Annotated in this window: 16 protein-coding genes and 1 pseudogene; 10 read left to right on the top strand and 7 right to left on the bottom strand. The window is 68.2% G+C overall.

Annotation, left to right across the window (positions count from 1 at the left end; all coding sequences use genetic code 11):
• Positions 1–86, bottom strand: a pseudogene (locus DIE23_RS16040) (hydrolase); the annotation flags it as partial.
• Between the two features lie 312 nt (positions 87–398).
• Here DIE23_RS16040 and DIE23_RS16035 point away from each other — a divergent pair.
• On the top strand, positions 399–680 hold the full coding sequence (locus DIE23_RS16035; protein WP_124613041.1) for a XapX domain-containing protein: 282 nt from the start codon (positions 399–401) through the stop codon (positions 678–680).
• A 181-nt stretch (positions 681–861) separates the two neighbouring features.
• Positions 862–1,770: a LysR family transcriptional regulator gene (locus DIE23_RS16030; RefSeq protein WP_124613031.1), complete on the top strand. Its 909-nt coding sequence runs from the start codon at positions 862–864 to the stop codon at positions 1,768–1,770.
• 113 nt (positions 1,771–1,883) lie between these two features.
• Here the strand turns inward: DIE23_RS16030 and DIE23_RS16025 are convergent, their stop codons facing one another.
• Together DIE23_RS16025 and DIE23_RS16020 are read right to left on the bottom strand one after the other, a co-directional pair.
• Positions 1,884–3,680, bottom strand: a complete 1,797-nt coding sequence (locus tag DIE23_RS16025) for a winged helix-turn-helix domain-containing protein (RefSeq protein ID WP_124613030.1) — start codon at positions 3,678–3,680, stop codon at positions 1,884–1,886.
• 279 nt (positions 3,681–3,959) lie between these two features.
• Positions 3,960–4,385, bottom strand: coding sequence for a DUF3331 domain-containing protein (locus DIE23_RS16020; protein ID WP_124613029.1), 426 nt, complete (start codon positions 4,383–4,385; stop codon positions 3,960–3,962).
• A gap of 554 nt (positions 4,386–4,939) precedes the next feature.
• Here DIE23_RS16020 and DIE23_RS16015 point away from each other — a divergent pair.
• On the top strand, positions 4,940–5,761 hold the full coding sequence (locus tag DIE23_RS16015) for an alpha/beta fold hydrolase (RefSeq protein WP_124613028.1): 822 nt from the start codon (positions 4,940–4,942) through the stop codon (positions 5,759–5,761).
• Positions 5,762–5,912: 151 nt separating this feature from the next.
• Here the strand turns inward: DIE23_RS16015 and DIE23_RS16010 are convergent, their stop codons facing one another.
• From DIE23_RS16010 to DIE23_RS16000, 3 genes are all read right to left on the bottom strand, one after another.
• Complete coding sequence (locus DIE23_RS16010; RefSeq protein ID WP_124613027.1) at positions 5,913–6,554, bottom strand: response regulator transcription factor; 642 nt, start codon at positions 6,552–6,554, stop codon at positions 5,913–5,915.
• A gap of 98 nt (positions 6,555–6,652) precedes the next feature.
• A complete protein-coding gene (locus tag DIE23_RS16005; RefSeq protein ID WP_124613026.1) occupies positions 6,653–7,024 on the bottom strand; it encodes a response regulator transcription factor in 372 nt (123 codons plus the stop codon).
• A gap of 70 nt (positions 7,025–7,094) precedes the next feature.
• Positions 7,095–8,558: a winged helix-turn-helix domain-containing protein gene (locus DIE23_RS16000; protein WP_260436079.1), complete on the bottom strand. Its 1,464-nt coding sequence runs from the start codon at positions 8,556–8,558 to the stop codon at positions 7,095–7,097.
• 355 nt (positions 8,559–8,913) lie between these two features.
• Here DIE23_RS16000 and DIE23_RS15995 point away from each other — a divergent pair, with 355 nt between their 5' ends.
• From DIE23_RS15995 to DIE23_RS15965, 7 genes are all read left to right on the top strand, one after another.
• Positions 8,914–13,998 (top strand): ATP-binding sensor histidine kinase, encoded by a 5,085-nt coding sequence (locus DIE23_RS15995; RefSeq protein ID WP_124613024.1) that lies wholly within the window; start codon positions 8,914–8,916, stop codon positions 13,996–13,998.
• Between the two features lie 182 nt (positions 13,999–14,180).
• Positions 14,181–15,461 carry a cytochrome c gene (locus DIE23_RS15990; protein ID WP_124613023.1) on the top strand — a complete coding sequence of 427 codons (1,281 nt, stop codon included), beginning with the start codon at positions 14,181–14,183 and terminating at the stop codon, positions 15,459–15,461.
• Positions 15,458–15,958 (top strand): (2Fe-2S)-binding protein, encoded by a 501-nt coding sequence (locus DIE23_RS15985; RefSeq protein WP_124613022.1) that lies wholly within the window; start codon positions 15,458–15,460, stop codon positions 15,956–15,958. The genes DIE23_RS15990 and DIE23_RS15985 overlap by 4 nt, the downstream gene beginning before the upstream one ends.
• Positions 15,958–18,219: a molybdopterin cofactor-binding domain-containing protein gene (locus DIE23_RS15980; RefSeq protein WP_124613021.1), complete on the top strand. Its 2,262-nt coding sequence runs from the start codon at positions 15,958–15,960 to the stop codon at positions 18,217–18,219. Before DIE23_RS15985 ends, DIE23_RS15980 begins: the two co-directional genes overlap by 1 nt.
• A gap of 70 nt (positions 18,220–18,289) precedes the next feature.
• A complete protein-coding gene (locus DIE23_RS15975) occupies positions 18,290–19,207 on the top strand; it encodes a LysR family transcriptional regulator (protein ID WP_124613020.1) in 918 nt (305 codons plus the stop codon).
• 295 nt (positions 19,208–19,502) lie between these two features.
• The gene (locus DIE23_RS15970) at positions 19,503–20,720 is read left to right on the top strand and encodes an MFS transporter (RefSeq protein WP_124613019.1); all 1,218 of its coding nucleotides are present in this window, start codon (positions 19,503–19,505) and stop codon (positions 20,718–20,720) included.
• Positions 20,721–20,881: 161 nt separating this feature from the next.
• Positions 20,882–21,994: an alkene reductase gene (locus DIE23_RS15965; protein ID WP_124613018.1), complete on the top strand. Its 1,113-nt coding sequence runs from the start codon at positions 20,882–20,884 to the stop codon at positions 21,992–21,994.
• 88 nt (positions 21,995–22,082) lie between these two features.
• Here DIE23_RS15965 and DIE23_RS15960 read toward each other — a convergent pair whose 3' ends face one another.
• Positions 22,083–22,754: a phosphohydrolase gene (locus DIE23_RS15960; RefSeq protein ID WP_124613017.1), complete on the bottom strand. Its 672-nt coding sequence runs from the start codon at positions 22,752–22,754 to the stop codon at positions 22,083–22,085.
• Between the last annotated feature and the right edge of the window lie 78 nt (positions 22,755–22,832).

Below are 22,832 nucleotides of genomic sequence, written 5' to 3'. Positions count from 1 at the left end.
ACGCCGAACGCCATCTGCGGCTGCTGGTCGATGAAGATCAGCTGGCTGTTCTGCGGAGTGAGTACTTCAAGTTTCGGATTGCTCATGGCGGTCATGTCCTTTGACGTGGAGAAAAATCAAGCCTGCCTCGCCGGCAAGCCGGGGTTGGGGCGCCCGATGCGCTGCGCTGGGAGGTTTTCCTGCCAACGGCCTCCATTCAATACAGAAACCCGCAGCAATTCCAATTAATCGTTCTGTTTAAAACCATCCGCAAAACAATTCCTGAAAAAATCTTAAATCAATTGAATTGCCGCGCCATGCCTGCCATGACCTGATAGGCTCCTTTTCGACTACGTCAGTTCATCGGACGGGATTTTTCCGCCCCTTCCACACGGTTGTCATTCACTTCAATTGATATTTTGAAACCGTACATTGCCTCGATACTTGCCGGCATGCTCGCCGGCGCCGTCTACGCGTTGATCGGCGTGCAATCGCCCGCTCCGCCCACCATCGCGCTGGCCGGCCTGTTGGGCATCCTTGCCGGCGAACAGATCCTGCCGGTCGCGCGCCGGATGCTTGCGGGCATCCACCTGAAGGCCGCATGGAGCGAGGCGAAATGCAGCCAGCACATGTTCGGCTCCCTGCCCGGCGCCCAGCCATCCCATGCCGCGGCGAAGAACCGCGATTCGACGCCGACGTGACGAACCGTCATTGACTGGGCCAAGCGGTGCACAGCGTTGACATGGCAGCCCGACGCCCCGCCCGTGGCATGCATCGGAATGTGCGGCGAGAGATTCCTCCGTCGATGGCAGATCATTCTCCGTTGCAGACGTGTATTCCACGTGTGAGAATCTCCAGCCTTCAGTCGGGGGATTCGTCAACATGAAGCTGTCATTCGAAGCGCTCGAAGCGCTGGACGCGATCGACCGCACCGGCACGTTCGCCGAAGCCGCCGAACTGCTGCATCGCGTACCGTCCGCCCTGACTTACCTCGTACAAAAGCTCGAGGGCGACCTCGGCGTCACACTGTTCGACCGCAGCGGGCGCCGTGCGAAGCTCACGCATGCGGGTCGCGTCGTCGTCGAAGAAGGCCGGCGGCTTCTGCATGCGGCGGAACAGCTCGAACGCAAGGCGCAGCGCGCGCAGCAAGGCTGGGAAACCGAGGTGCGCATCTGTATCGACGAGATCCTGCCGTTCGACGCGCTATGGCCTTACGTGCATGCGTTCTACGGGCTGGAGATGGACACGCGGCTGCGGCTCTCCACCGAAGTCCTCGGCGGCACCTGGGACGCGTTGATTTCGCGCCGCGCGGATCTCGTCGTCGGTGCGGCGGGCGAGCCGCCGGAATTGCCGGGCATCGTTGCGCGACCGATCGGCACGCTCAGGCACGTGTTCGCGGTCGCCCCCACCCATCCGCTCGCGGCCATGCCCGAACCGCTGTCGATGGCGTCGGTCGTCGAATATCGCGGCGCCGTCATCAGCGATACGTCTCGCGAACTGCCGCCGCGCTCGGTCGCCGTCGATGCCGGGCAGCCGACGCTCGCGGTACCCACCCTCGCGGCAAAACTGGCCGCGCAATGCGAAGGACTCGCCGTAGGCTCGCTTCCGGAATGCATCGCGGCACGCGCGATTGCGCAGGGCAAGCTGGTCGCCCGCCACGTGACCGGCATGCGCGACACCACGCATTGCTACCTGGCGTGGCGTGGCGACGAAGCCGGCCGCGCGTTGCACTGGTGGGTCGAACAGCTCGATCGCCCCGATCTCGTCGATCGGTTCCTCGCGCTGGCGTGATCCCGCCGTGTCGGTCGGACGAATCGTGAACGCACGGCATCGCTTTCCCGGGTCACGCGTCCAGATCCCGGCATCGGGCTGACATGGCGCGATTGTGTCGGCCACGCGCGCCGTTACGGCTCGCGCGGCAGCGGTCCGGTCTCGCCGGCCTCGCATGCAAGCGCGTTCGCTTCCGGCCACGCATCGTGTCCGCCCCGGGCCGATCCGGCGGGACGTTCGAGCACGGCCGTGTACGCGGCCAGCAGGCGAATGCGCGCATCGGCATGGACCATCGTCGCATCCCGATCCCGCATCGCATCGAGCGCCGCGCGCGCGCGTTCCCGACACTCGTCGACGAGCGCCAGGTCGAACAGGCACGGCACCGCCACGGCCGCCAGCTCGATGCCCGTCCGGGCGTCGCCGTCCGCTGAAAAGGCCCAGTCGAGCGCCGCGCGCAGATTGCCGAGTTCGCGGCGCACCAGATCGAGCCGCGATTCGGCCGGCAAACCGTCGCCGCCTGGCGCCGACGTGAACAACCGATGGAAGTGGTTCGCGTGCGCAAGCGCGGCCGCCGCGCATTCGCCGTTGTTCGCGAGCTGCTGCAGTGCGTAGGCACGCGTCGTCGTCAGCAGCCGGTAGCGCGGCGCGCCGTGCGCATTCTCGACGCTCACGAGCGACTTCGACACGAGGCCGGCGATCGTGTCGAGCAGGTCCGCGTCGCCTCCGTCCCTCGTTCCGACGACGTCCCGCACCGCGTCGATCGAAAAACCGTCGCGGAACACGCCAAGCCATCGCAGCAGCACGCGCTCCGCGTCCCCCAGCAAGCGGTAGCTCCAGTCGTACATGGCCTGCAGCGTCCGGTGGCGCGGCAACGCGGTGCGAAAACCGCTGGTCAGCAACCTGAAATGGTCGTCGAGATGAGCGGCCAGTACGTCGATGCCGAGCACGGCCGCACGGGACGCGGCCAGTTCGATGGCCAGCGGCAGACCGTCGAGACGTCGGCAAACCGACGCCATCAGGAACACGCTGCGTTCGTCGAGTGGAAAGCGCGGGTCGGCGGCGCGCGCGCGTGCCGCGAACAATCGCACCGCGCTTGCGCCCAGCATCTGCGCTGCGCCGGCACGCTGGTCGGGGACATCGAGCGGTGGAACCGGACACTGTCGCTCCCCGTGGATGCGAAGCGCCTCGCGGCTGGTCGCCAGCACGCGCAGCCCGCTATCGGATTCGGTCAGCACGGCCGCGATCCGCGCCGCCGCGTCAAGCAGATGCTCGCAATTGTCGAGCACGAGCAACATCCTGCGATGCGCGACGCTCGCCAGCACCGCTTCGAGCGTCGGCGGTCGGGCCGGCAGCGCGATGTCCAGCGCGTCCGCCAGCGCGTCGGGGACGAATTGCGGGCATGCAACCGTCGCCAGCGACACGAACGCCGCACCATCGGGAAAGCGCGCCTCGGCCCGGATCGCGGCTTCGATCGCGACGCGCGTCTTGCCGATTCCGCCGGCACCGACCAGCGTCACGACGCGCGACGCGTCGAGCGCCGCGAGGACGTCGGCGACCATCTCCTCCCGCCCCACGAGCGCCGTCGGCGCGGGCGCGAGCCGCGACGCCGCGGGACGCACGGGGGCGCCGCCCTCGCCTTCGGCTTGTACGCCGACAAGCCGATAGCCGCGCCCCGGCACCGTGAGGATCAGATTGCGGTCCCGGGCCAGCGCCTTGCGCAACGACGCGATATGCACCTGCAGGTTGTTTTCCTCCACGATCGTGTGCGGCCACACACGCCGCATGATCTCGTCTTTCGAGACCAGCGCGCCATTTGCCTGAATCAGGATTTCAAGAATTTCGAATGCACGGCTGCCGATGCGCAACAGTTTTCCGTTCGCGCGAATTTCACGTCTGTCGAGAAAGACGTGAAGTGTTCCAATGCGGATCATGGGATTTTCTAATCGATGACATTTATCGATGCCCTCTCCAAAGCGACATCGATTTGGCCCCCATGCTACGGCATTTGCTGCGGATGTTGATTCGAATTATTAGAATAGAAAGAGCAAATTTTTTGAATTGTTGGAATCCGTGCGCCGCACGCCCTCTCTACGCGACACGACACCGTGCCATCCATTCAGGACACGAGAAGCGGCAATTCACCGATGAATTGTTTTTTTACGAAAAACGACCCCTGATTCGGCATCCATGACGGGGCGTACCGCCTCCGGTCACGAGCGGGACATCCTGACGATGAAGCGGTCCAGTTCGGACGCGAGGATCGCCTCCCAGCAATTCGCGGGACGATTCGATCCGCGCCACTGCGGCTTGTAGATCGCATCGCCGGTGCGAATCGGCTGGCCGGTCAGTGCGCAACGCCCCAGCGAGCGCGACTTTGCGCTGATCCAGCGCTGCTCGTCATACCGGCAGTGCGTCGGATCGCTCCACGACACGAGTACCGAGGAATCGGTCTGCCGCTCGATCGCGACGATCGCGCAGCGGCGGCGCGCGCCACCGCTCGATGCACCACGTGCATCGTCGCGATGATGGCGGCGCGCGGCGTCGCGGTCGCGAAGATTCGACGACGCGCAGCGGCTTGCACCGGGCGACGGATCGAGCAACGTCATCACGTGCTCCCAGCGATCGAATGCGTCCATGGCGGCATATCCAGGCAAATGGCGAGAGATTCGGACGTTTCGCCCCCGTCCCCATCACGGTCGTCGCCCGCCGGCGCGAACCGGCAGCGACCCGCGACGGGACGGCTTGATGATGACGATAGCGGGCGGCCGCTGAAGAGTCTTGATTCCCCGGCTTAATTGTTCTGGCAGCCCCGCACGCGCGGCGCGCGGCACGACCGGTTCATGAAAATTCAGCCGGATTTCAGTACAGGCCGCGTGGCCCCGCGATAGGCTCCCGTCGACGTTCGTTCGCTCCCCTCGTGCGCCTGCCGGCTCGCGAGCGCGAACGCACGACGGCTGCCGGCGAGATTGCCGCATGCGGGCAGATCCGGACATTCCATCCACGCGGCATCGTTCCACCGCACGTTCAAGGAGCCTCAATGCGTCCCGCAGACATCGACGCCGTCCCCTCGGCGCGCCGCCGAGACATGCTGCTCGCCGGCGCGACCGCCGTTGCAGCCGCCGCGCTGCCGGCCGCCGCCGCCGCTGCCGCCCCCCATCACGTCTCTTCCGCCCATCAAGGAGCCCATGCGATGAACACGATCACCACGAAAGACGGCACGCAGATTTATTTCAAGGACTGGGGCAGCGGCCGTCCGGTCGTCTTCTCGCACGGCTGGCCGCTGTGTGCCGATGCCTGGGACGCGCAGATGCTGTTCCTGGTGCAGCACGGCTACCGCGTGATCGCGCACGATCGCCGCGGTCACGGCCGATCGAGCCAGCCGTCGCAAGGCAATGACATGGATACCTACGCGGACGATCTCGCCGCGCTGATGAATGCGCTCGACCTGCGCGAAGCCACGCTCGTCGGCCACTCCACCGGCGGCGGCGAAGTCGCGCACTACATCGGCCGTCATGGCACGAAGCGCGTGTCGAAGGCCGTGCTGATCGGCGCCGTGCCGCCGCAGATGGTGAAATCCCCGACCAATCCCGGCGGCCTGCCGATGGATGTATTCGACGGCATCCGCAAGAACGTCGCCGAGAACCGTTCGCAGTTCTACAAGGATCTCGCCGTGCCGTTCTTCGGCTTCAATCGCCCCGGCGCGAAGGTATCGCAGGGCACGATCGACGCATTCTGGGCACAGGGGATGATGGGCGGCGTGCATGGCCAGTATCTGTGCGTAAAGGAATTCTCCGAGGTCGACTACACCGAAGACCTGAAGAAGATCGACGTCCCGACGCTGATCCTGCACGGCGACGACGACCAGATCGTGCCGATCGACGATTCCGCGCGCCTGTCCGCGAAGATCGTGAAGCACGCGCAACTCAAGGTCATCCCCGGCGGCTCGCACGGCATGTGCGTCGTCGACGCGGAGCGGATCAATGCCGAATTGCTCGCGTTCCTGAAGGCGTAAGCGTCGCCACACAGCGCGCCGGGCCGGCGCGCCCTTCAGCGCGTTTCAGGATTTTTCAGGTTTTTTCAGGCCGTCGCCATCCGGTTGCCGCGCGCGTCGATGCGCAACGGCCGCCCGTCGTGCGCCGGTCGCCCGCGACCGGCGCGCCGGCTCATTCGGGCGCGCCGCCCGGGCGCACGCCCAGTGCTTCGGCTTGCCGCACGAGATCCGGCAGCGTGCGCACCTGCATCTTCTTCATGACCTGCGCCCGGTGCACCTTCACCGTGATTTCCTGCAGGCCGAGATGCGACGCGATCTGCTTGTTCATCAGCCCCGCGACCACATGGCTCATCACTTCGCGTTCGCGCGGCGTCAACGACGCATAGGCCTGACGCAGCGCACGCAGTACGCGATCGCGCGCGAGACGCTCGCGGTCCCCGGCCAGTGCGCGGCTGACGGCATCGAGCATCGCGTCGTCGTCGAACGGCTTCGTCAGGAAGTCGAGCGCGCCGCCCTTCATCGCCTTGACCGTGGTGGCCACGTCACCGTAGCCCGTCATGAACAGGATGGGCACGTTCAACCCCGTGCGCACCGCTTCCTCCTGAACGGCCAGCCCGCTCTCGTCGGCAAGACGGACGTCGAGGATCAGGCAACTCGCCACATCGGGCCGCTCGAACGCGAGAAACGCCCGCGACGACGCGAAGGTCTCGACGTGAAAACCGGCCGAACGCAACAGCCCGCTCAATGCGCGCCGCAGCGTTTCGTCGTCGTCGACCACATAGACGATCGACGTCATATCCGGCGTGCCTGCCATTGCTTTCCCTGTGTTGGCGTCCCGTTCATCATCGAATGATAAACGAGCCGGAAGCCCCGCGAAATGCCGCGCAACCCTTGCGTGGCAAGGCGACGGCATCAGGCAGGACGCCCGCCCGATGCGACCTGGTCGATCAGATTGATCATATCGTCCGATGGAAACGGCTTGCGCAGAAACGCGACCGCGCCTTGCGCGAGCGCGCGGCGAACCGATTCGTCATCGCCGTGCGCCGACATGAAGATGATCGGAATCGTCGCGTTGCGCTGAACCAGCAGGCGCTGAACGTCGAGGCCGCTCATCCCCTTCATCTTCAAGTCGAGGAGCACGCAGACCGCATCGTCCAGCGGGCCGCTCGCGAGGAATTCCTCGCCCGACGCAAACGGCAATGCCGTATAGCCAGCCGATTTCAACAGGCTGGCAAGACTCTTACGGACCGACGCATCGTCATCGATGATGCAAACAATGCCCATGAAATGAGAACCCGAATTCTTTGTCTATCCAGAACATCGCGACACCGCTCGAGCGGTATCGACAGACGTATCACGCCCACCTGAGCGCCGGCATCGGTTGCGCGGCCGCGACCGTCGCCGGCTGCGGCGCATCCGCGCGTTCCTCCGCCACGAAGGACGCGTAGCGGGCATGAACGCGGCCGGCCTCGCCCGACTCCGCCAGCTTCTCGAGCGCATAGGCGCGCACGACCTCGAGCAGCGAGTAGCGCTTCGAAAGCCCGGCGGAATGGACGACCAGCAGCGATTTTGACGCGAGGCTGACCACGCAGTCGAGCACCTGATCGGCTGCCGGTTCGTCGCAGGTGGCCAGCGCGCACGCCGCGTCTAGCCGGAACGCATCCGGAAAGACCGCGAGACGGCACAGCACGAGGCGCTCCGCGTCGTCGAGCAACCGGTAGCTCCACTCGATGGTGGCCCGGAGGGTCTGCTGGCGCGGATGCGCCGTACGCAGGCCGCCGGACAGCGACAGGACGGACTTGTCGAGATCGGTGGCCAGCCCCTGGATCCCGAGCGATGCCACACGGGCCGCGCCGAGCTCGAGCGCGAGCGGCAGGCCGCTCAGGCGACGGCAGATGGTCGCGATCGCGTCGAGCGTCTGCAGGTCTGCCGGAATGTCGGTGCCCATCGCGCGCGAGCGCGCCAGAAACATGCGGACGGCACCGCACGCGAGGATCTCGGCGCCGTTCGCACCGGCCGGCGGCACCGGCAGCGGCCCGACCCGATACACGCGCTCGCTGGCGACCCGCAGCGGTTCGCGACTCGTCACCACGAGCAGCGCGCCGGTATTGCCCGCCGTGATCGCTTCGCAGAGGTCCGCGAGTTCATCGACATGCTGCTCGGCGTTGTCGAACACCAGCATGACGCGCCGAGCGCCGAGCGCGCGCACGACATCCGCCGGCTCGGCGGCCGGGCCGCCCGGCGCGCCGAGCGCGTCCAGCACCGCGGATTCGAGCGTCGCGCCGCCCGGCCGGCCGGCGAGATCGATGCGGATCGACTCGATGCCGCATACCGCCGACCAGGCCGCGACGACCTCCTGCGCGAGATGCGTCTTGCCGACACCGCCCGGCCCGACCAGCGTGACGAGCGCCTCGCGTTCGAGCAGCGTGTGCAGCTCGGCCGCTTCGCGCTCCCGGCCGATCAGCGGGCATTTGCGCGATACGCCGGCGGCGCGTGCGCCGGCCGGCGCGTCGGACCGCTCCGGCTCACGCTCGGTGCGGGAAAGGTCGACCGGCGCCGCAAGGCGATAGCCGCGGCCCGGTTCGGTCCGGATCCAGCCGTGCTTGCCGCCGAACAGCTTGCGCAGCGTCGAAACGTGCACCTGGATGTTGTTCTCGACCACGATCGTGTGCGGCCACACGACCTGCATGATTTCTTCCTTTGATACGAGCCTGCCGGCCGCCTTCACCAGCAGCTCGAGAATCTCGAACGCGCGGGCGCCGATATATCGCGGCTGCCCGTCGACGTAGACTTCGCGGCACTCAAGGGATACCGTCACCCGACCGAACCTGTACATGATCCGCACCCGTCCATGCTGCGCCATACCGTGTGCCGCCTCGCGAGGCGGCCCCCTCTGTTCCCGCCTTCCGGTCGCATTGCGGCGTGCCGGAAAGCCTGGACGAATCGTATGGCGCGATACGCGCGCCGACCATTATCCATAGGTGTAGTCCGGTGCCGGCGGGCGCGCCACGGGTACTGCAATTTCTCGCGAGCTGACGGACAATGCACGGGCCGCCGCCAGGCGTGCATTCAGCCCGGCCGATGCCGCTTTACGAGCCGCTTACACCCTGCTTCAACCCGCCTGCCACGCCACCGTGAACCAAGCTCCGCGCGCCCCGGACAACGCGAATCGAATGGATGCCGACTGGTTCGCGCGCGCCAGCGTGTCGAATGCGGTCCGCTCCGGCGACGTCCTGCGGTTCGACCTGACGGACGCCGACACGGGGCGCGTGTGGTCGGCATGTCAGACCCGCTGGGAATTCGATCTGCGCTGCCGGCAATTCGAGCGCGAGTTCGCGTTGAACGACGTGCTGGAACCGGCGTGGGCGCTGCTTCCCGCCGCGCTGATCCGCGCAGCCGACGGCCCGGTGCTCGTGTATCCGCGCGTCGACGTGCGGGCGTTCGACACGCTGGCCGACGCACCGCTGCCGCTCGAGGTCTTTCTCGACACCGCGATCCAGGCCGCGCGCACGCTCGGGGAACTGCATCGGCGCGGCTGGCTGCACGGCGATCTGCAGCCGGCCAGTGTCGTCACCGCGCCGAACGGCACGGTCATGCTCCGCTCGTTTGCCCATGCCCGCGACCGTCGCGCGGAGCACATCGCCGAGCGCACGATACGCACGGATTTTGCCGCGTTCGCCGCGCCTGAAGTATCGCAGGGCGCGTGCGGCGACGAGCGCTCCGACCTCTACGCGTTCGGCATCACGCTGTTTCGCCTGCTGACGGGCGCGCTGCCGTACAAGGCCACGTCGACGTCCGAATGGGTGCATGCGCACGTCGCCATGCAGCCGGCGCCGCCCACGGCCTTTCGCGAAGACGTGCCGGCCATCCTGAACGACCTGATCCTGAAGCTGATCGCGAAGGAGCCCGCCGACCGCTATCCGTCGTGCGAAACGGTGCAGCGCGATCTCGAACGCATCCTGCACGACTGGCTGGCCTCGGGCCTCGTCGAGCCGTTCACGCTCGGCGGCCGCGATCCGCTCGGCGGCCTGCACACGGCCAACCTGCTGGTCGGCCGCGAGCCCGAGTCCCGCCGACTCGATGCGGTACGCACGACCGTATCGCGCACCGGCGAGGCAGCCATCGTCCTGATCGACGGGGCGGCCGGCATCGGCAAGACCGCGCTGATCGAGGCGTTCACGCGCGACGTGCGGGCCGCGTCGCGCACGGCATGGTGCGCGTCGGCGAAGGTCGACCAGTTCCAGCCCGCCCGGCCCTACGCACCCGTGCTGCAGGCGCTGCGCGCGCTGTTCGGCAGCGCGCTGGCCCGGCGCGACGACGAAATCGCGGCGATCGCCGCGCGGCTGCGCGACTGCCTGGGCCGTCAGGCCGGCCTGCTGGCGCACATCTTCCCGGAAATCACGTGGCTGCTCGATGTCGAGCCCGTCGCGTTCGGCCATGCCGATGCGATTCCGGATTTTCATCTGTGCCAGATCGTCGTGAACGCTTTCCGCGCGTTCGCGGCGCCGGCCGAACCGCTCGTCGTGACGCTGGACGACATCCAGTGGGCCGACGACGCGACGCTCGCGTTTCTCGCGTCGATCGCGGTCGATCCGCCGGCATATTTCTGTATCGTCGCCGGTTATCGGAGCGGGTCGCAGCACGATCTCGCGCCGGCCTTCCGCCGCTTCCTGCGGCAGCTCGACCGCACGCACGTGACGGCCCTGACGCTCGCGCCGCTCGGTGCCGCCGACGTCCCGCGCATGCTGGCCGGCATGCTTCGCGACGCGCCGGAGCGGCTGTCCGGGCTTGGCGACATCGTTCACCGCAACACCGGTGGCAATCCGTTCCACATCCAGCAGCTGCTGCGTACGCTGATCGACGAGCGATTGCTCGGCTACGACGCGGCACGGCAAGCATGGCAATGGTCTTCGGCCGATATCGACGCGCGCTCCCTGAGCGAGAACGTCGTCAGCCTGCTGGAGACCCGGATGCAGCGGCTGCCGCACGAATCGAGGATGCTGCTGTCGCTGCTGGCCTGCATTGGCATCGACGCCGACGGCGCGCTGCTGTGCGCCGCCGCCGGCAAGACGCGCGCGGAACTCAGTTTCTGGATGGACCCCGTGCGTCAGGCCGGCCTCGTGTCGCTCACCGGCAACCGCTGGCGTTTCGTTCACGACCGCGTCCTCGAGGCCGTCTACGCGCTCACCGATCGCGCGGAGCGCACGCTGCACCACACCCGGATCGCCACCGCGATGCTCGCCCGCCTGGACCGTTCGTCGACCGAATGCCTGCTCGCGCTGGCCACCCAGATCGAGCAGGCGAAAGCCGCACCGCTCGACCGCGCGCTCGCGCTCGCGTTCGCGGAGGTGCTGGTCGCGGCGGCACAGGCGGCGGCCCCGGCCGCCGCGCGCGATCGTGCATTGTCGTTTCTCGCGTCCGCGCAATCGCTGCTCGGCCCCCTCGCGTGGTCGCAGCACCATGACCTCGCGAGCCGAATCGGCATCCTGCGCTGCGGCCTGCTGCTCGCCACCGGCGAAACCGCGCAGGCGGCCATCGCGATCGACGAGCTCATGGCGCGTACGCGCACGCCGGCCGACCGTGCCGAGGCCCATCGGCTGAAAGCCGCGCAACTCACGGTGGAGTCGCGCTACCGGCAGGCCGTCGACGTCGCGCTGGCCGGGCTGGCCCTGCTCGGCGTGCAACTGCCCGCCGAGCCGGTCGAGGCCGATCTCGCGGCAGCCTGCGACGCGGTGAAGGAGGCGCTCGATGGCCGCGCTATCCACGCCCTCGTCGACCTGCCCGTGATGACCGACACGCGCGTGGAAGCCACGATGGCGCTGTTGACCGCGCTCGAAGCCGCGATGTTCTATCCGAGCGGCGGGCTGATGCTGCTGCATTTCGCGACGATGGTCCGGCTGACCCTGCGCCACGGCGTCACCGCCGCGTCGGTGCAGGGCCTCGCGTGGTACGGCGTCAGCATTGCGCAGTATCGCGACGCGTACGAAGCGGGCTTCGAATTCGCGCAGGTCGCGCTCGCGCTGGTCGATCGCCACGGGTTCGAGCGCTACCGTTCCGCGACGTTGATCGCGCTCGACCAGGTGAGCGTCTGGACCCGGCCGCTGTCGTATGCACTCGAATGCGCGCGCGATGCGAAGGCGGCGGGCAACGCGAGCGCCGAGCTGCGCTGGATGTGCTACAGCTGCAACCACATCGTCAGCGATCTGCTGTCGATGGGCGAAGCGCTGCCGGCGATCCGCGACGAGATCGATCCGCTGCTGGAGATCGCGCGCGGTGCGCGGTATGACGACATCGTCGACCTCGTTTCCACGCAATCGGAATTCGTCGACGCGCTGCAGCTCGGTTTCGAGCGGCCGATCGGCACCTGGCGCACCCGCGCGTCGACCCGGACGCCGATGTCGGTGCTGCAGTTCTGGACCGACGTGCTCGCCGGCCAGGCGGCGTTCATCTTCGGCGACGCGGACGCGGCGCGCGCATCGCTCGATGCGGCCGCATCCTTCGCATGGTCGACGCCCGCGCACATCATGCAGTCCGACTTCCAGCTGTTCGGCGTGCTGGCGGGCATCGCGAGCGACGCCGGCGCCACGCCGCCCGACCGGCTGCTCGAACGCTTCGCGCCGCAGCGCGCGCGCGTCGCCGCGTGGAGTGAGCTGAATCCGGAGACGTTCCGCAACAAGCTCGCGCTGATCGACGCCGAGTTCGCGCGCGTACGCGGCGACCATGTCGTCGCGATGCAGCAGTACGAGGCCGCTGCCGGCCTCGCCGCCGAGCGCGGTTTCGTGCACGAACAGGCGCTCGCGCACGAACTGGCCGCGCGCCACGCCGCATCGCTCGGGCTGAGCGGTCCGGCCCGCCATCAGTTGCGGCTCGCGCACGCGTGCTACCGGCGCTGGGGCGCGACCGGCAAGACGCAGGCGATGGAATCGCGGCATCCGTTCCTCGTGATGGATCCGTTGCCGGGCGAACCGGCCGTGCCCGCGCGCGAGGACCTCGATTTCGCGCTCGCGATGCGCGCCGCGCATTCGCTGTCCGAGGAGATCGTGCTGGAGCGCCTGGTCCAGACGCTGATGCGCAGCATGATCGTCTATGCGGGCGCGCGCTACGGCCTGCTGCTGCTCGCACGGCACGACCGGCTGACGATCGAGGCAACGGCGCGCATCGCCGGCAGCGACGTCATCGTCGACATCGCGCGCGGCGAACCCACCGAGGAAGACGTTCCGCTGTCGATCCTGAACACCGTCGCCCGAACCCGCAAGCCGGTCGTGCTCGCGAACGCGCAACGCGAAGGCGTTCCCGATCACGTCGACAGCCTGCGCGCGCATCCGACGCGCTCGCTGTTCTGCCTGCCGTTGCTGAAACAGGGTGCGCTGATCGGCGTGCTCTATCTCGAGAATGCGTTGACCAACGGCGTGTTTTCGCCACGGCGCATCGCGATGCTGGAAGTGCTGGCGCCGCAAGCGGCCAACGCGCTCGAATCCGCGCGGCTCTATGCGGAACTGATCGACGAGAACGCGCGCCGGCTCGAGACGGAGGCCGCGCTGCGGCATGCACGGACCGAGCTCGCGCGCACCGCGCATGTGACCGTGATGGGCGAACTGGCCGCGTCGATCGCGCACGAGATCAATCAGCCGCTCACCAGCATCGTGACGAGCGCGGGGGCCGGCATGCGCTGGCTGCGCGGCACGCAGCCCGACCTCGGCGAAGCGCTCTCGAGCCTCGAGGACATTCGCGCGTCCGGCGTACGGGCCGCCGACATCGTCCGTGCGTTGCGATCGCTCGCACGCCAGGCGCCGCTCGCGCTGGCACCGCTCGCGATCGACGAATTGATTCGCGACATGCTGCATCTCACGGCGACCGAAATCGACGCCAAGCAGGTCGCACTGCGCGTCGACCTGCACTGCGGCGACATCCGCGTGATGGCGGATCGCACGCAGCTCCAGCAGGTGATCCTGAACCTGGTCACCAACGCGCTCGACGCAATGGACGGCCCGGCCACGTCGCGCGAGCTCGACGTCACGTCGCACGCCGACGACGGCCACGTGGTCATCTGCGTCGCGGATCGCGGCGCCGGCATCGACGCCGGCATCGCCAGCCGGATCTTCGATCCGTTCTTCACGACGAAGTCGCACGGGATGGGGATGGGCCTCGCGATCTGCCGCTCCATCATCGAGGCGCACGGCGGCACGCTCGAGGCCGCGCCGCGCGACGGCGGCGGTACCGCGCTCACGTTCCGGCTGCCGGTGTCGACGGCACACTGACTTCAGAACGTTTCAGCGCAACTTCAGGAAATGGCGACAGTGCACGCGTAGACTGCCTGCACGAACCGTTGCGCGGACATTTGGCAGCGCGCGGTGCCCATCCTGGAGTGACGCATGATTTCCGTCGCACATTGCCCCGCACGTCGAATCGGGCACGAGCAGCCGATTCGCGTGGAGCGCGCATGAAGCACACACGACTCTGGTTCGGTTTGACTGGCGTCGCGATCGTCGGCGTGGCCATCGCGGCAGCCATCATGGTCCGACCGTCGATCGCGCCGATCGATCCGCCCGCGCGCGCATCGTTCGATCCGCAACTCGTGCGGGCCGGCGCGCGCGTGGTCGCGCTCGGCGATTGCATCGTCTGCCATACCGCGAAGGACGGCCAGCCGTTCGCGGGCGGGCTGCCGCTCGCGACGCCGTTCGGCACGATCTACGCGACCAACATCACGCCGGACGCCGATACCGGCATCGGCCGCTGGTCGCGCGATGCCTTCGCGCGCGCGCTGCGCCGCGGCATCGCCCGCGACGGTCATCCGCTCTACCCGGCGTTCCCGTACATTCATTTCACGCGCATGTCCGACGACGACATCGCGGCCGCGTATGCGTACCTGATGACGCGCGAACCGGTTCACGCGAAGACGCCGAAGAACGACCTGATCTTCCCGCTCAACTTCCGTCCGCTGGTCGCGTTCTGGAACGTCCTGTTCCTGCGCGAGGGGGCGTACACGCCGGACCCGTCGCGATCCGCGCAGTGGAATCGCGGCAAGGCGCTCGTCGACGGTCTCGGCCACTGCGCGTCCTGTCACTCGCCGCTGAATGCGATCGGCGGCGAACAGGCGGGCAAGGCGTTCGACGGCGGCATCGTCGACGGCTGGGAAGCGCCGCCGCTGAATACGCTCGGCAACGCGGCACGTCCGTGGACGCGGGCGCAACTGGTGACGTACCTGCGCACCGGCCGCGCGAGCGAGCACGGCGCGGCCGCCGGACCGATGCTGCCCGTCACGCGCGATCTCGCGACCGTGCCGGCTGAGGACGTCGAGGCGATCGCCGCGTACATCCTGTCGATCCAGAAGCCGGGCAGCCCGCGGACCAGTGCGGTCGAAGCCGCGCGCCCGCCCACGACGCCCGAGGGACAACGCGGTGCGGTGCTGTTCCAGGCCTCGTGCGCGCAGTGCCACGGGCCGGCGGCGCCGATGCAATCGATCGGCGAGCGGCCGACGCTCGCGTTCAGCACGGCGATCGCCGCCGACACGCCGCGCAATGCGATCCAGATGATGTTCAACGGCATCGGCTGGCACGGCGAGGACACGCTGAACTACATGCCGTCGTACATTGACCCGTACGACGACCGCCAGATCGCGGACCTCGCCGCCTATATCCGCGAAACGTATTCGGATCGCCCCGCGTGGAACGGCGTCGAAGCCATGGCAGCGCAGCTCAGAAAGGAGAACAGCACGCGATGATCACCCTCACCGTCAACGGTGCGCGGCACACGCTGGACATCGATCCGTCCACGCCGCTCCTGTATGCGCTGCGCAACGACCTGCACCTGCACGGCGCGAAGTTCGGCTGCGGTCTCGGGCAGTGCGGCGCCTGTACCGTGATCGTCGACGACAAGCCGATGTTCTCGTGCCTGATCCCGGTCTCGGCGGTCGGCACGCGCAGCGTCAGAACCATCGAGAGCCTCGGCACCGCCGAGCGGCCGGGCAAGCTTCAGCAGGCGTTCATCGATCACCAGGCGGCGCAGTGCGGTTATTGCATCGCGGGCATGATCATGCGCGCGCAGGCGCTGCTCGAACGCAACCCGAAACCGACCGAACGCGAACTGCGCACCCACATGGAACCGAATCTGTGCCGCTGCGGCACCCATCTGCGAATCCTGGCGGCCGTGCGCCAGGTCGCGGGCCTGCCGGATCCGCAGCCGGCCGGCGCGCCCGTCACGATCAGCAAGGGGCTCTGATGAACGCACCCGACGACATCGACGAAGGCCGCCGGCACTTCATGGTTTCCGGCGCGCTGTTCGTCGCGTTCAGCCTCGCGCCGGCCGCTCGCGCCGCCGCCGAGGTCGTGATCGCGGACGAAGGCGCGGCCGTCCATGTATCCAGAACCACCGAAACGCTCGCCGGCAGCCTGAAGACCAACCCGCTGCTGGATGCGTGGATCAAGATCGCGCCCGACGGCCGGGTCACCGTATTCACGGGCAAGGTCGAGCTCGGCACCGGCGTGCGCACCGCATTGCTGCAGGTGGCGGCCGAGGAGCTGAACATGAAGCCCTCGCTGATCACGTTCCTGACCGCCGATACCGGCGCATCGCCGGACGAAGGCCTGACCGCCGGCAGCCACACGATGGCGGACAGCGGCTCCGCGCTGCTGAACGCCGCCGCGCAGGTGCGCGGGCTGCTGGTCGACGGCGCGGCGAAGCAGTTCGGCGTCGATCCGCGTACGCTGACGGTCGCCGACGCGGTCATCAAGGCGCCGGACGGCCGCACGATGCGCTATGGCGATGCGGTCCGCATCGTCGACCTGCATCGCAACGCGACGCCGACGTCGCCGCTGAAGAATCCGGCGACGTTCGCCGTGATCGGCACGTCGCTGCCGCGTGTCGACATTCCGAACAAGGTCACGGGCGGCGTCAGCTACGTGCAGGACATGGCGCTGCCCGGCATGCTGCATGCGCGCGTCGTGATGCCGCCGGTGTATGACGCGAAGCTGCAGTCGTTCGACGAAGCCGCGATCCTGAAGATGCCGGGGGTCGTGCGGATCGTGCGCAACGGCAGCATGCTCGCCGTCGTCGCCCAGGGCGAATGGCAGGCGGTCGTCGCGCAGCGCGCGCTGGCCGCCGGCAGCCGCTGGTCGGCGGGCCGCCCGTTGCCGGATCGCGCGACGGTCCATGCAGACCTGAAGCGCATCGCCACGCAGGACATCGAGATCGCCAGCACGCAGGCGGCCACCGCGCCGGCGGCGAAGACGCTGAGCGCCACGTTCCGGAAGAACTACCTGCTGCACGGCTCGATCGGGCCGTCCTGTTCGGTCGCGCATCTCGAGAACGGCACGCTGACCGTGTGGACCCACTCGCAAGGCGTGTATCCGCTGCGCGACGCGCTCGCCGAGATGCTGTCGATGCCGAAGGCGGCGATCCGCTGCATTCACATGGAGGGCTCCGGCTGCTACGGGCACAACGGCGCGGACGACGCGGCCGCGCATGCGGCGCTGATCGCGGCCGCGATGCCCGGCAAGCCGATTCGCGTCCAGTGGATGCGCGAACAGGAGCACACGTGGGACCACTTCACGCCGGCGATGGTCACCGAAATCAGCGCGTCGCTCGACGCCGGCGGCCGTATCGTCGACTGGAAATACGCGCTGTGGAGCAGCTCGCACAACGAACGCATCGTCAATGCCGGCCGGCTGCTGCCCGCGCGGATGCTCGAGCCGCCGTTCGTCCCCGCGCCGTCGACGCCGATGCTGCAGCCCGAGGGCGGCGGCGATCGCAATGCGATCCCGCTGTATGCGCTGCCGAACCTGCACATCGTGAATCACTTCTCGCCGACGATGCCGCTGCAGACGTCGGCCATGCGCTCGCTCGGCGCACACACGAACATCTGGTCGATCGAAAGTTTCATGGACGAGCTCGCGCACGCGGCCGGCATCGATCCCGTCGAATTCCGGCTGCGTCACATGCAGGATCCCCGCGCACGCCAGGTGATCCAGCTCGCCGCGACGAAATTCGGCTGGCCCCGCCCGCCGCGCGCGCGCAACCGCGGCGTGGGCTTCGCGTTCGGCAAATACAAGAACCTGATGGCCTACGTCGCGATCGCGGTTGAAATTTCGGTGGTGCCGGAAACCGGCCAGGTGACGCTCGATCACGCGGAAGTCGCCGTCGACGCGGGCCAGATCGTGTCGCCGGACGGCATCCGCAACCAGATCGAGGGCGGCATCGTGCAGGCCGCCAGCTGGTCGCTGTACGAGGCGCTGCAATACGATACGCAGCGCATCCGCAGCTTCGACTGGAGCAGCTATCCGATCCTGCGCTTCTCGGCCGCGCCGCAAGGCGTGAAGGTGCACCTGATCAATCGTCCCGGCGCACCGTTTCTCGGCGCGGCCGAAGCCTCCATGGGGCCGACCGCCGGCGCGCTCGCCAACGCGATCTTCGACGCGACCGGCCAGCGCCCGCGCGACATGCCGTTTGCCGGCGAAGGGCTCAGGAAACGCATCGACGCATAGCGTCGTCACACCACCGATCGCGCCGGCACGAACCGGCGCCGACACTCGACAGGCTGGAGATTGCTGAACGATGGATACCTTGCTTTCGATGCGCGTGTTTACGCGCATCGTCGAAACGGGCAGTTTCACGCGTGCGTCGGATACGACCGGGCTCACCACGCCGCGCGTGTCCGCCCTGCTGAGCACGCTCGAAAAGCATCTCGGCTGCCGGCTGCTGAACCGCACGACCCGCCGCATCTCGCTGACCGAGGACGGGCAGGCTTACTACGAGCGCTGCGTCGGCGTGCTGCGCGAAATCGACGACATGGAAGCGGCGGTATCGCAGGCGCGCAACGTGCCGCGCGGCCGCCTGAAAGTGAACCTGCCGCCGGCCATGGCCAAGCAGATCATGGTGCCGGCGCTGCCCGAATTTCTCGCCGCCCATCCGAACATCTCGATCGAACTCGGCGTGACCGATCGCCAGATCGACCTCGTCGGCGAGGGCGTCGATTGCGTGGTGCGCATCGGCGCGCTCGACGACTCGGGCATGATCGCGAAACGGATCGGCAGCCTGACCACCTGCACGTGCGCGGCCCCCGCGTATCTCGAGCGATGCGGCGCGCCCGAAACGGTCGACGATCTCGCGCAGCATGTCGCGATCAGCCACATCTCGGCCGATACCGGCCGGCCGCGGCCGTGGGATTACGTCGTCGACGGCGAAACGCGCATCGTGCAGATGTGCGGCACGGTCGCGGTCAACGACGCCGATACCTACATCGCGTGCGGCGTCGCGGGCATCGGCCTGATCAAGACGTCGCTGTACCTGGTCGAGCCGTACCTGAAATCGGGACGGTTGCGTGAGGTGCTGACCGATTTCAACACGCCGCCCCGGCCGATCTCGATCCTGTATCCGCCCAATCGGCATACGCCCGTGAAGCTCAAGATCTTCGTCGACTGGCTGGCGGGCCTGTTCGCGCGGATTCCGACGCTGCAGGGCGAGCGCGGCTGAACGCGGCCACCGGCGATCCTGCCCGGACGCGCAACGCGCGCCGCCGCCCCGACCGCTTTCATGGCCTCGACACGTCCTCGACACCGCCTGCGCCGCCGCGCGGTGGCGCCGGTGCCCGCGGGCATTCCACGCCTTTGCGCGTCACGCAATGCTCGATTGCGCGACGGACGTATTCCGCTGTGATCGCTCGATCAATAGTCTTGACGGCAATGCGGCGTGCCCGGCGCGCCGCTTGCGGAATCGCCACGTGCCGCCCGGCAAACGGGCGCCCGACATCTCGTTCAAGGAGTCGACCATGTCAACGGAATCCACCCCGCTCGCGGCCAACGGCCACGGGGCCAGGCTCTCGCAGGGCCTCATCCTGCTGTTCGCGTTCAGCTGCGGCGCGATCGTCGCGAACCTGTACTACGCGCAACCGATCACCGAGCTCATCGCGCCCGGGCTGCACATGTCCGGTTCAGCGGCAAGCCTCATCGTATCGCTGACGCAGATCGGCTACGCGCTCGGCCTGTTCTTCATCGTGCCGCTCGGCGACCTGCTCGAGAACCGCAAGCTGATGATCGTCACGGCCGTGATCTCGATCGCGAGCCTCGCAGCGGCCGCGGTGACCCGGACGCCGGGCCTGTTCCTCGCGATCTCGCTGCTGATCGGCTTCAGTTCGGTCGCGGTCCAGATTCTCGTGCCGCTCGCCGCGCACCTCGCGCCGGATCATTCGCGCGGCCGCGTGGTCGGCACGATCATGAGCGGCCTGCTGCTCGGTATCCTGCTCGCGCGCCCGCTGTCGAGCGTGGTGGCCGACGCGTTCGGCTGGCGTTTCGTGTTCGCGGCCGCCGCGGTGCTGATGACGCTCGTGACGGCCGTGCTCGCGCTGACGATTCCGTCGCGCCAGCCCGAGCATCGCGCAACCTATTTCGCGCTGATCGGCTCGCTGCTGCAGCTCGTTCGCACGTTGCCGGTGCTGCGCCATCGCGCGTTCTACCAGGGCCTGATGTTCGCGTCGTTCAGCCTGTTCTGGACGGCCGTGCCGGTCGAGCTGGCGCGTCACTACGGGCTGTCGCAGTCCGCCATCGGCCTGTTCGCGCTCGTCGGCGCGATCGGCGCGACCTCCGCGCCGGTCGCCGGCCGCCTCGCGGATGCCGGCCATACCGTGCGGGCGACGCTGATCGCGCTGGTCGCCGGCGCGCTGTCGTACGCCGTCGCGCTGATTCACGGCGTCGGCCTGTACGGCCTCGTCGTCACGGGCATCGTGCTCGATTTCGCGGTGCAGATGAACATGGTGCTGGGACAGCGCGAGATCTACGCGCTGGATGCGACGAGCCGCAACCGCCTGAACGCGCTGTACATGACCAGCATCTTCGTCGGCGGCGCCATCGGCTCCGCGCTCGCGAGCCCGCTGTACGAGCATGGCGGCTGGCCGCTCGTCGCCGCGGTCGCCGGCGCATTCCCGATCGTCGCGCTCGCGCACTACCTCGCAATCGGGCGGCCGTACGCGCAACGCCACGCACGCGCCTGAACCGCCTGAACCGAAACCGGCTGCCGGTTCGCGCACGAATACCGCCCGAGTCGTTCGCGCGCCGGCACCTTGCCGACATGTCACCCCGACTTTCCGCAGGACCCGCCGTTCGCCTCGAGGCAATGGCGGCGGCGCCCTGCGCCATGCACAAGGAATCCACCATGTCTTCCCTGCTCAGCACCTACGATCTGCGCGGCCTGCCGCTTCCCAACCGAGTCGTGATGGGGCCGATGACGCGTTCTCGCGCGCCGGCGCGCGGCCAGCCGACCGCGCTCATGGCCGAGTATTACGCACAGCGCGCGTCCGCCGGCCTGATCGTCACCGAAGCGACCAACGTCAGCCACGCATCCGCGGCATTTGAACTCACGCCCGGGCTCGTCACCGACGAGCAGGCGGCCGGCTGGAAGCAGGTCACAGACGCGGTCCATGCGAACGGCGGCCGCATCTTCGCGCAGCTGTGGCACGGCGGCCGCGTCAGCTCGCTCACGCTGCTCGGCGGCGACGCGCCGCTGTCGCCGTCCGGCATCAACGACGACCTCGAGCATTTGCAGGTGTGGGCGCAGTTGCAGAACGGCTACTACACGAAGATCCACGCGACGCCGTCGCGCGCGATGACCACGGACGAAGTCGCCGCGACGGTCGATGAATTCCGCCGCGCGGCCGCCCGCGCGATGGCGGCCGGCTTCGACGGTGTCGAGATCCACGCGGCCAATGGCTACCTGCCGCACCAGTTCCTGTCGTCGACGCTGAACCGCCGCGACGACCGCTACGGCGGCTCGGTCGCGAACCGCGCGCGCTTCCTCGCGGAGATCGTCGACGCGGTCGGCGGCGTGATGCCGATCAGCCGCGTGGGCGTGCGCATCTCGCCGTACGCGAAATACAACAACGTGCGCGACGCGGATCCGGATGCGACGTATGCGTACGTCGGCCGCATGCTCGACGAAGCGGGTGTCGCCTACCTGCACGCGGCGGACACCAACGGCTGGAGCGGCGAGCCCGACCTGCCGCGCATCGTCGCGAACGCGCGCAAGACCTTCGGCGGCACGCTGATCGTCAACGGCGGCATCGCGCCGGACGCAGCGAACGCGCTGATCGATGCGGGCGACGCCGATCTCGTCGCATTCGCGCGCGCCTACATCGCGAACCCGGATCTCGTCGAACGCATCGCCATGCACGCGCCGCTCGCCGCGCCGAGGTCGGTCGGCTGGTATGGCGGCGACCGCTCGGGATACGTCGACTATGCACGGCACGACGCAGCGGAAGCGACCGCCTGAACGCCGTCACGCGTCGGCGGCCCGGCGCAATGACCGTCGGGACGTGCCGGCCGTGGCGGAAGCCGGCCGTCTCTTCGCAACGGCGCCTTCAGGCGTCGTTCCAGCGCGCACCCAGCACGCGTCCGCAAAAATTCGGCCGATGAAAATCCGGATCGGCCCGCTCGAGCACGTCGGCGCTCCACGTACCGAACGTCGATGCGGGCCGGTGCGCGACGCCGCGCGCGACCGCATCGAGGAACGCCGCGCCGAACCCGTCGCCGCGCGGGTACGCGGCGAGCAGCGCGCGGCGCTCGTCGGTGGAATACGCGTCGAAGTCCGCGGCCATCAGGTCCGTCGCGACCGCGGACGACAGCGCACGCGCGAGCGGCGACACGCGTGCGGCCACGGCGGGCGTCGAATGCAGCGCGATTGCGCGCCATACGTCGTCGCATACGTGCGGCGGCGTCCGGTGCCGCAGCAGGAACGCGTGCGCGGCATCGGCGCTATCGAGTTCGTAGCGCGCGCTCGAGCGGCAATACGCGGTGCTCAGGCCCATGTTCGCGTACATCGCGGCCACGTACAGCGCCTCGGCATCGCACGCCTCGCTCGCGCGGCGCGCGGCGAGCGATGCGAGGACGAACACCCGGCAAGCGTGATCGGTGATCACGCGCGGCAGCGACGCGCATGCGGCTTCGGCGGCCTCGATCGCGATCGGCGTGCGCGGAATGCGCACGCCGGCGACTTCGTCGTCGGCCGGTGCGCACGTGTGCGCAGCATTCATGTTGTCTCCTTGTGCCCGGTGCCGGGACCGGAACGTTGTTTATTCTTCGCTCGGCACGCGTCGAGGTGGCGACCACAC

The organism is Burkholderia sp. Bp9143 (assembly GCF_003853645.1).
Lineage (GTDB): Bacteria > Pseudomonadota > Gammaproteobacteria > Burkholderiales > Burkholderiaceae > Burkholderia.
Note: the sequence above shows the minus strand (reverse complement) of the source record. Positions and strands in the feature narration are given on the sequence as shown.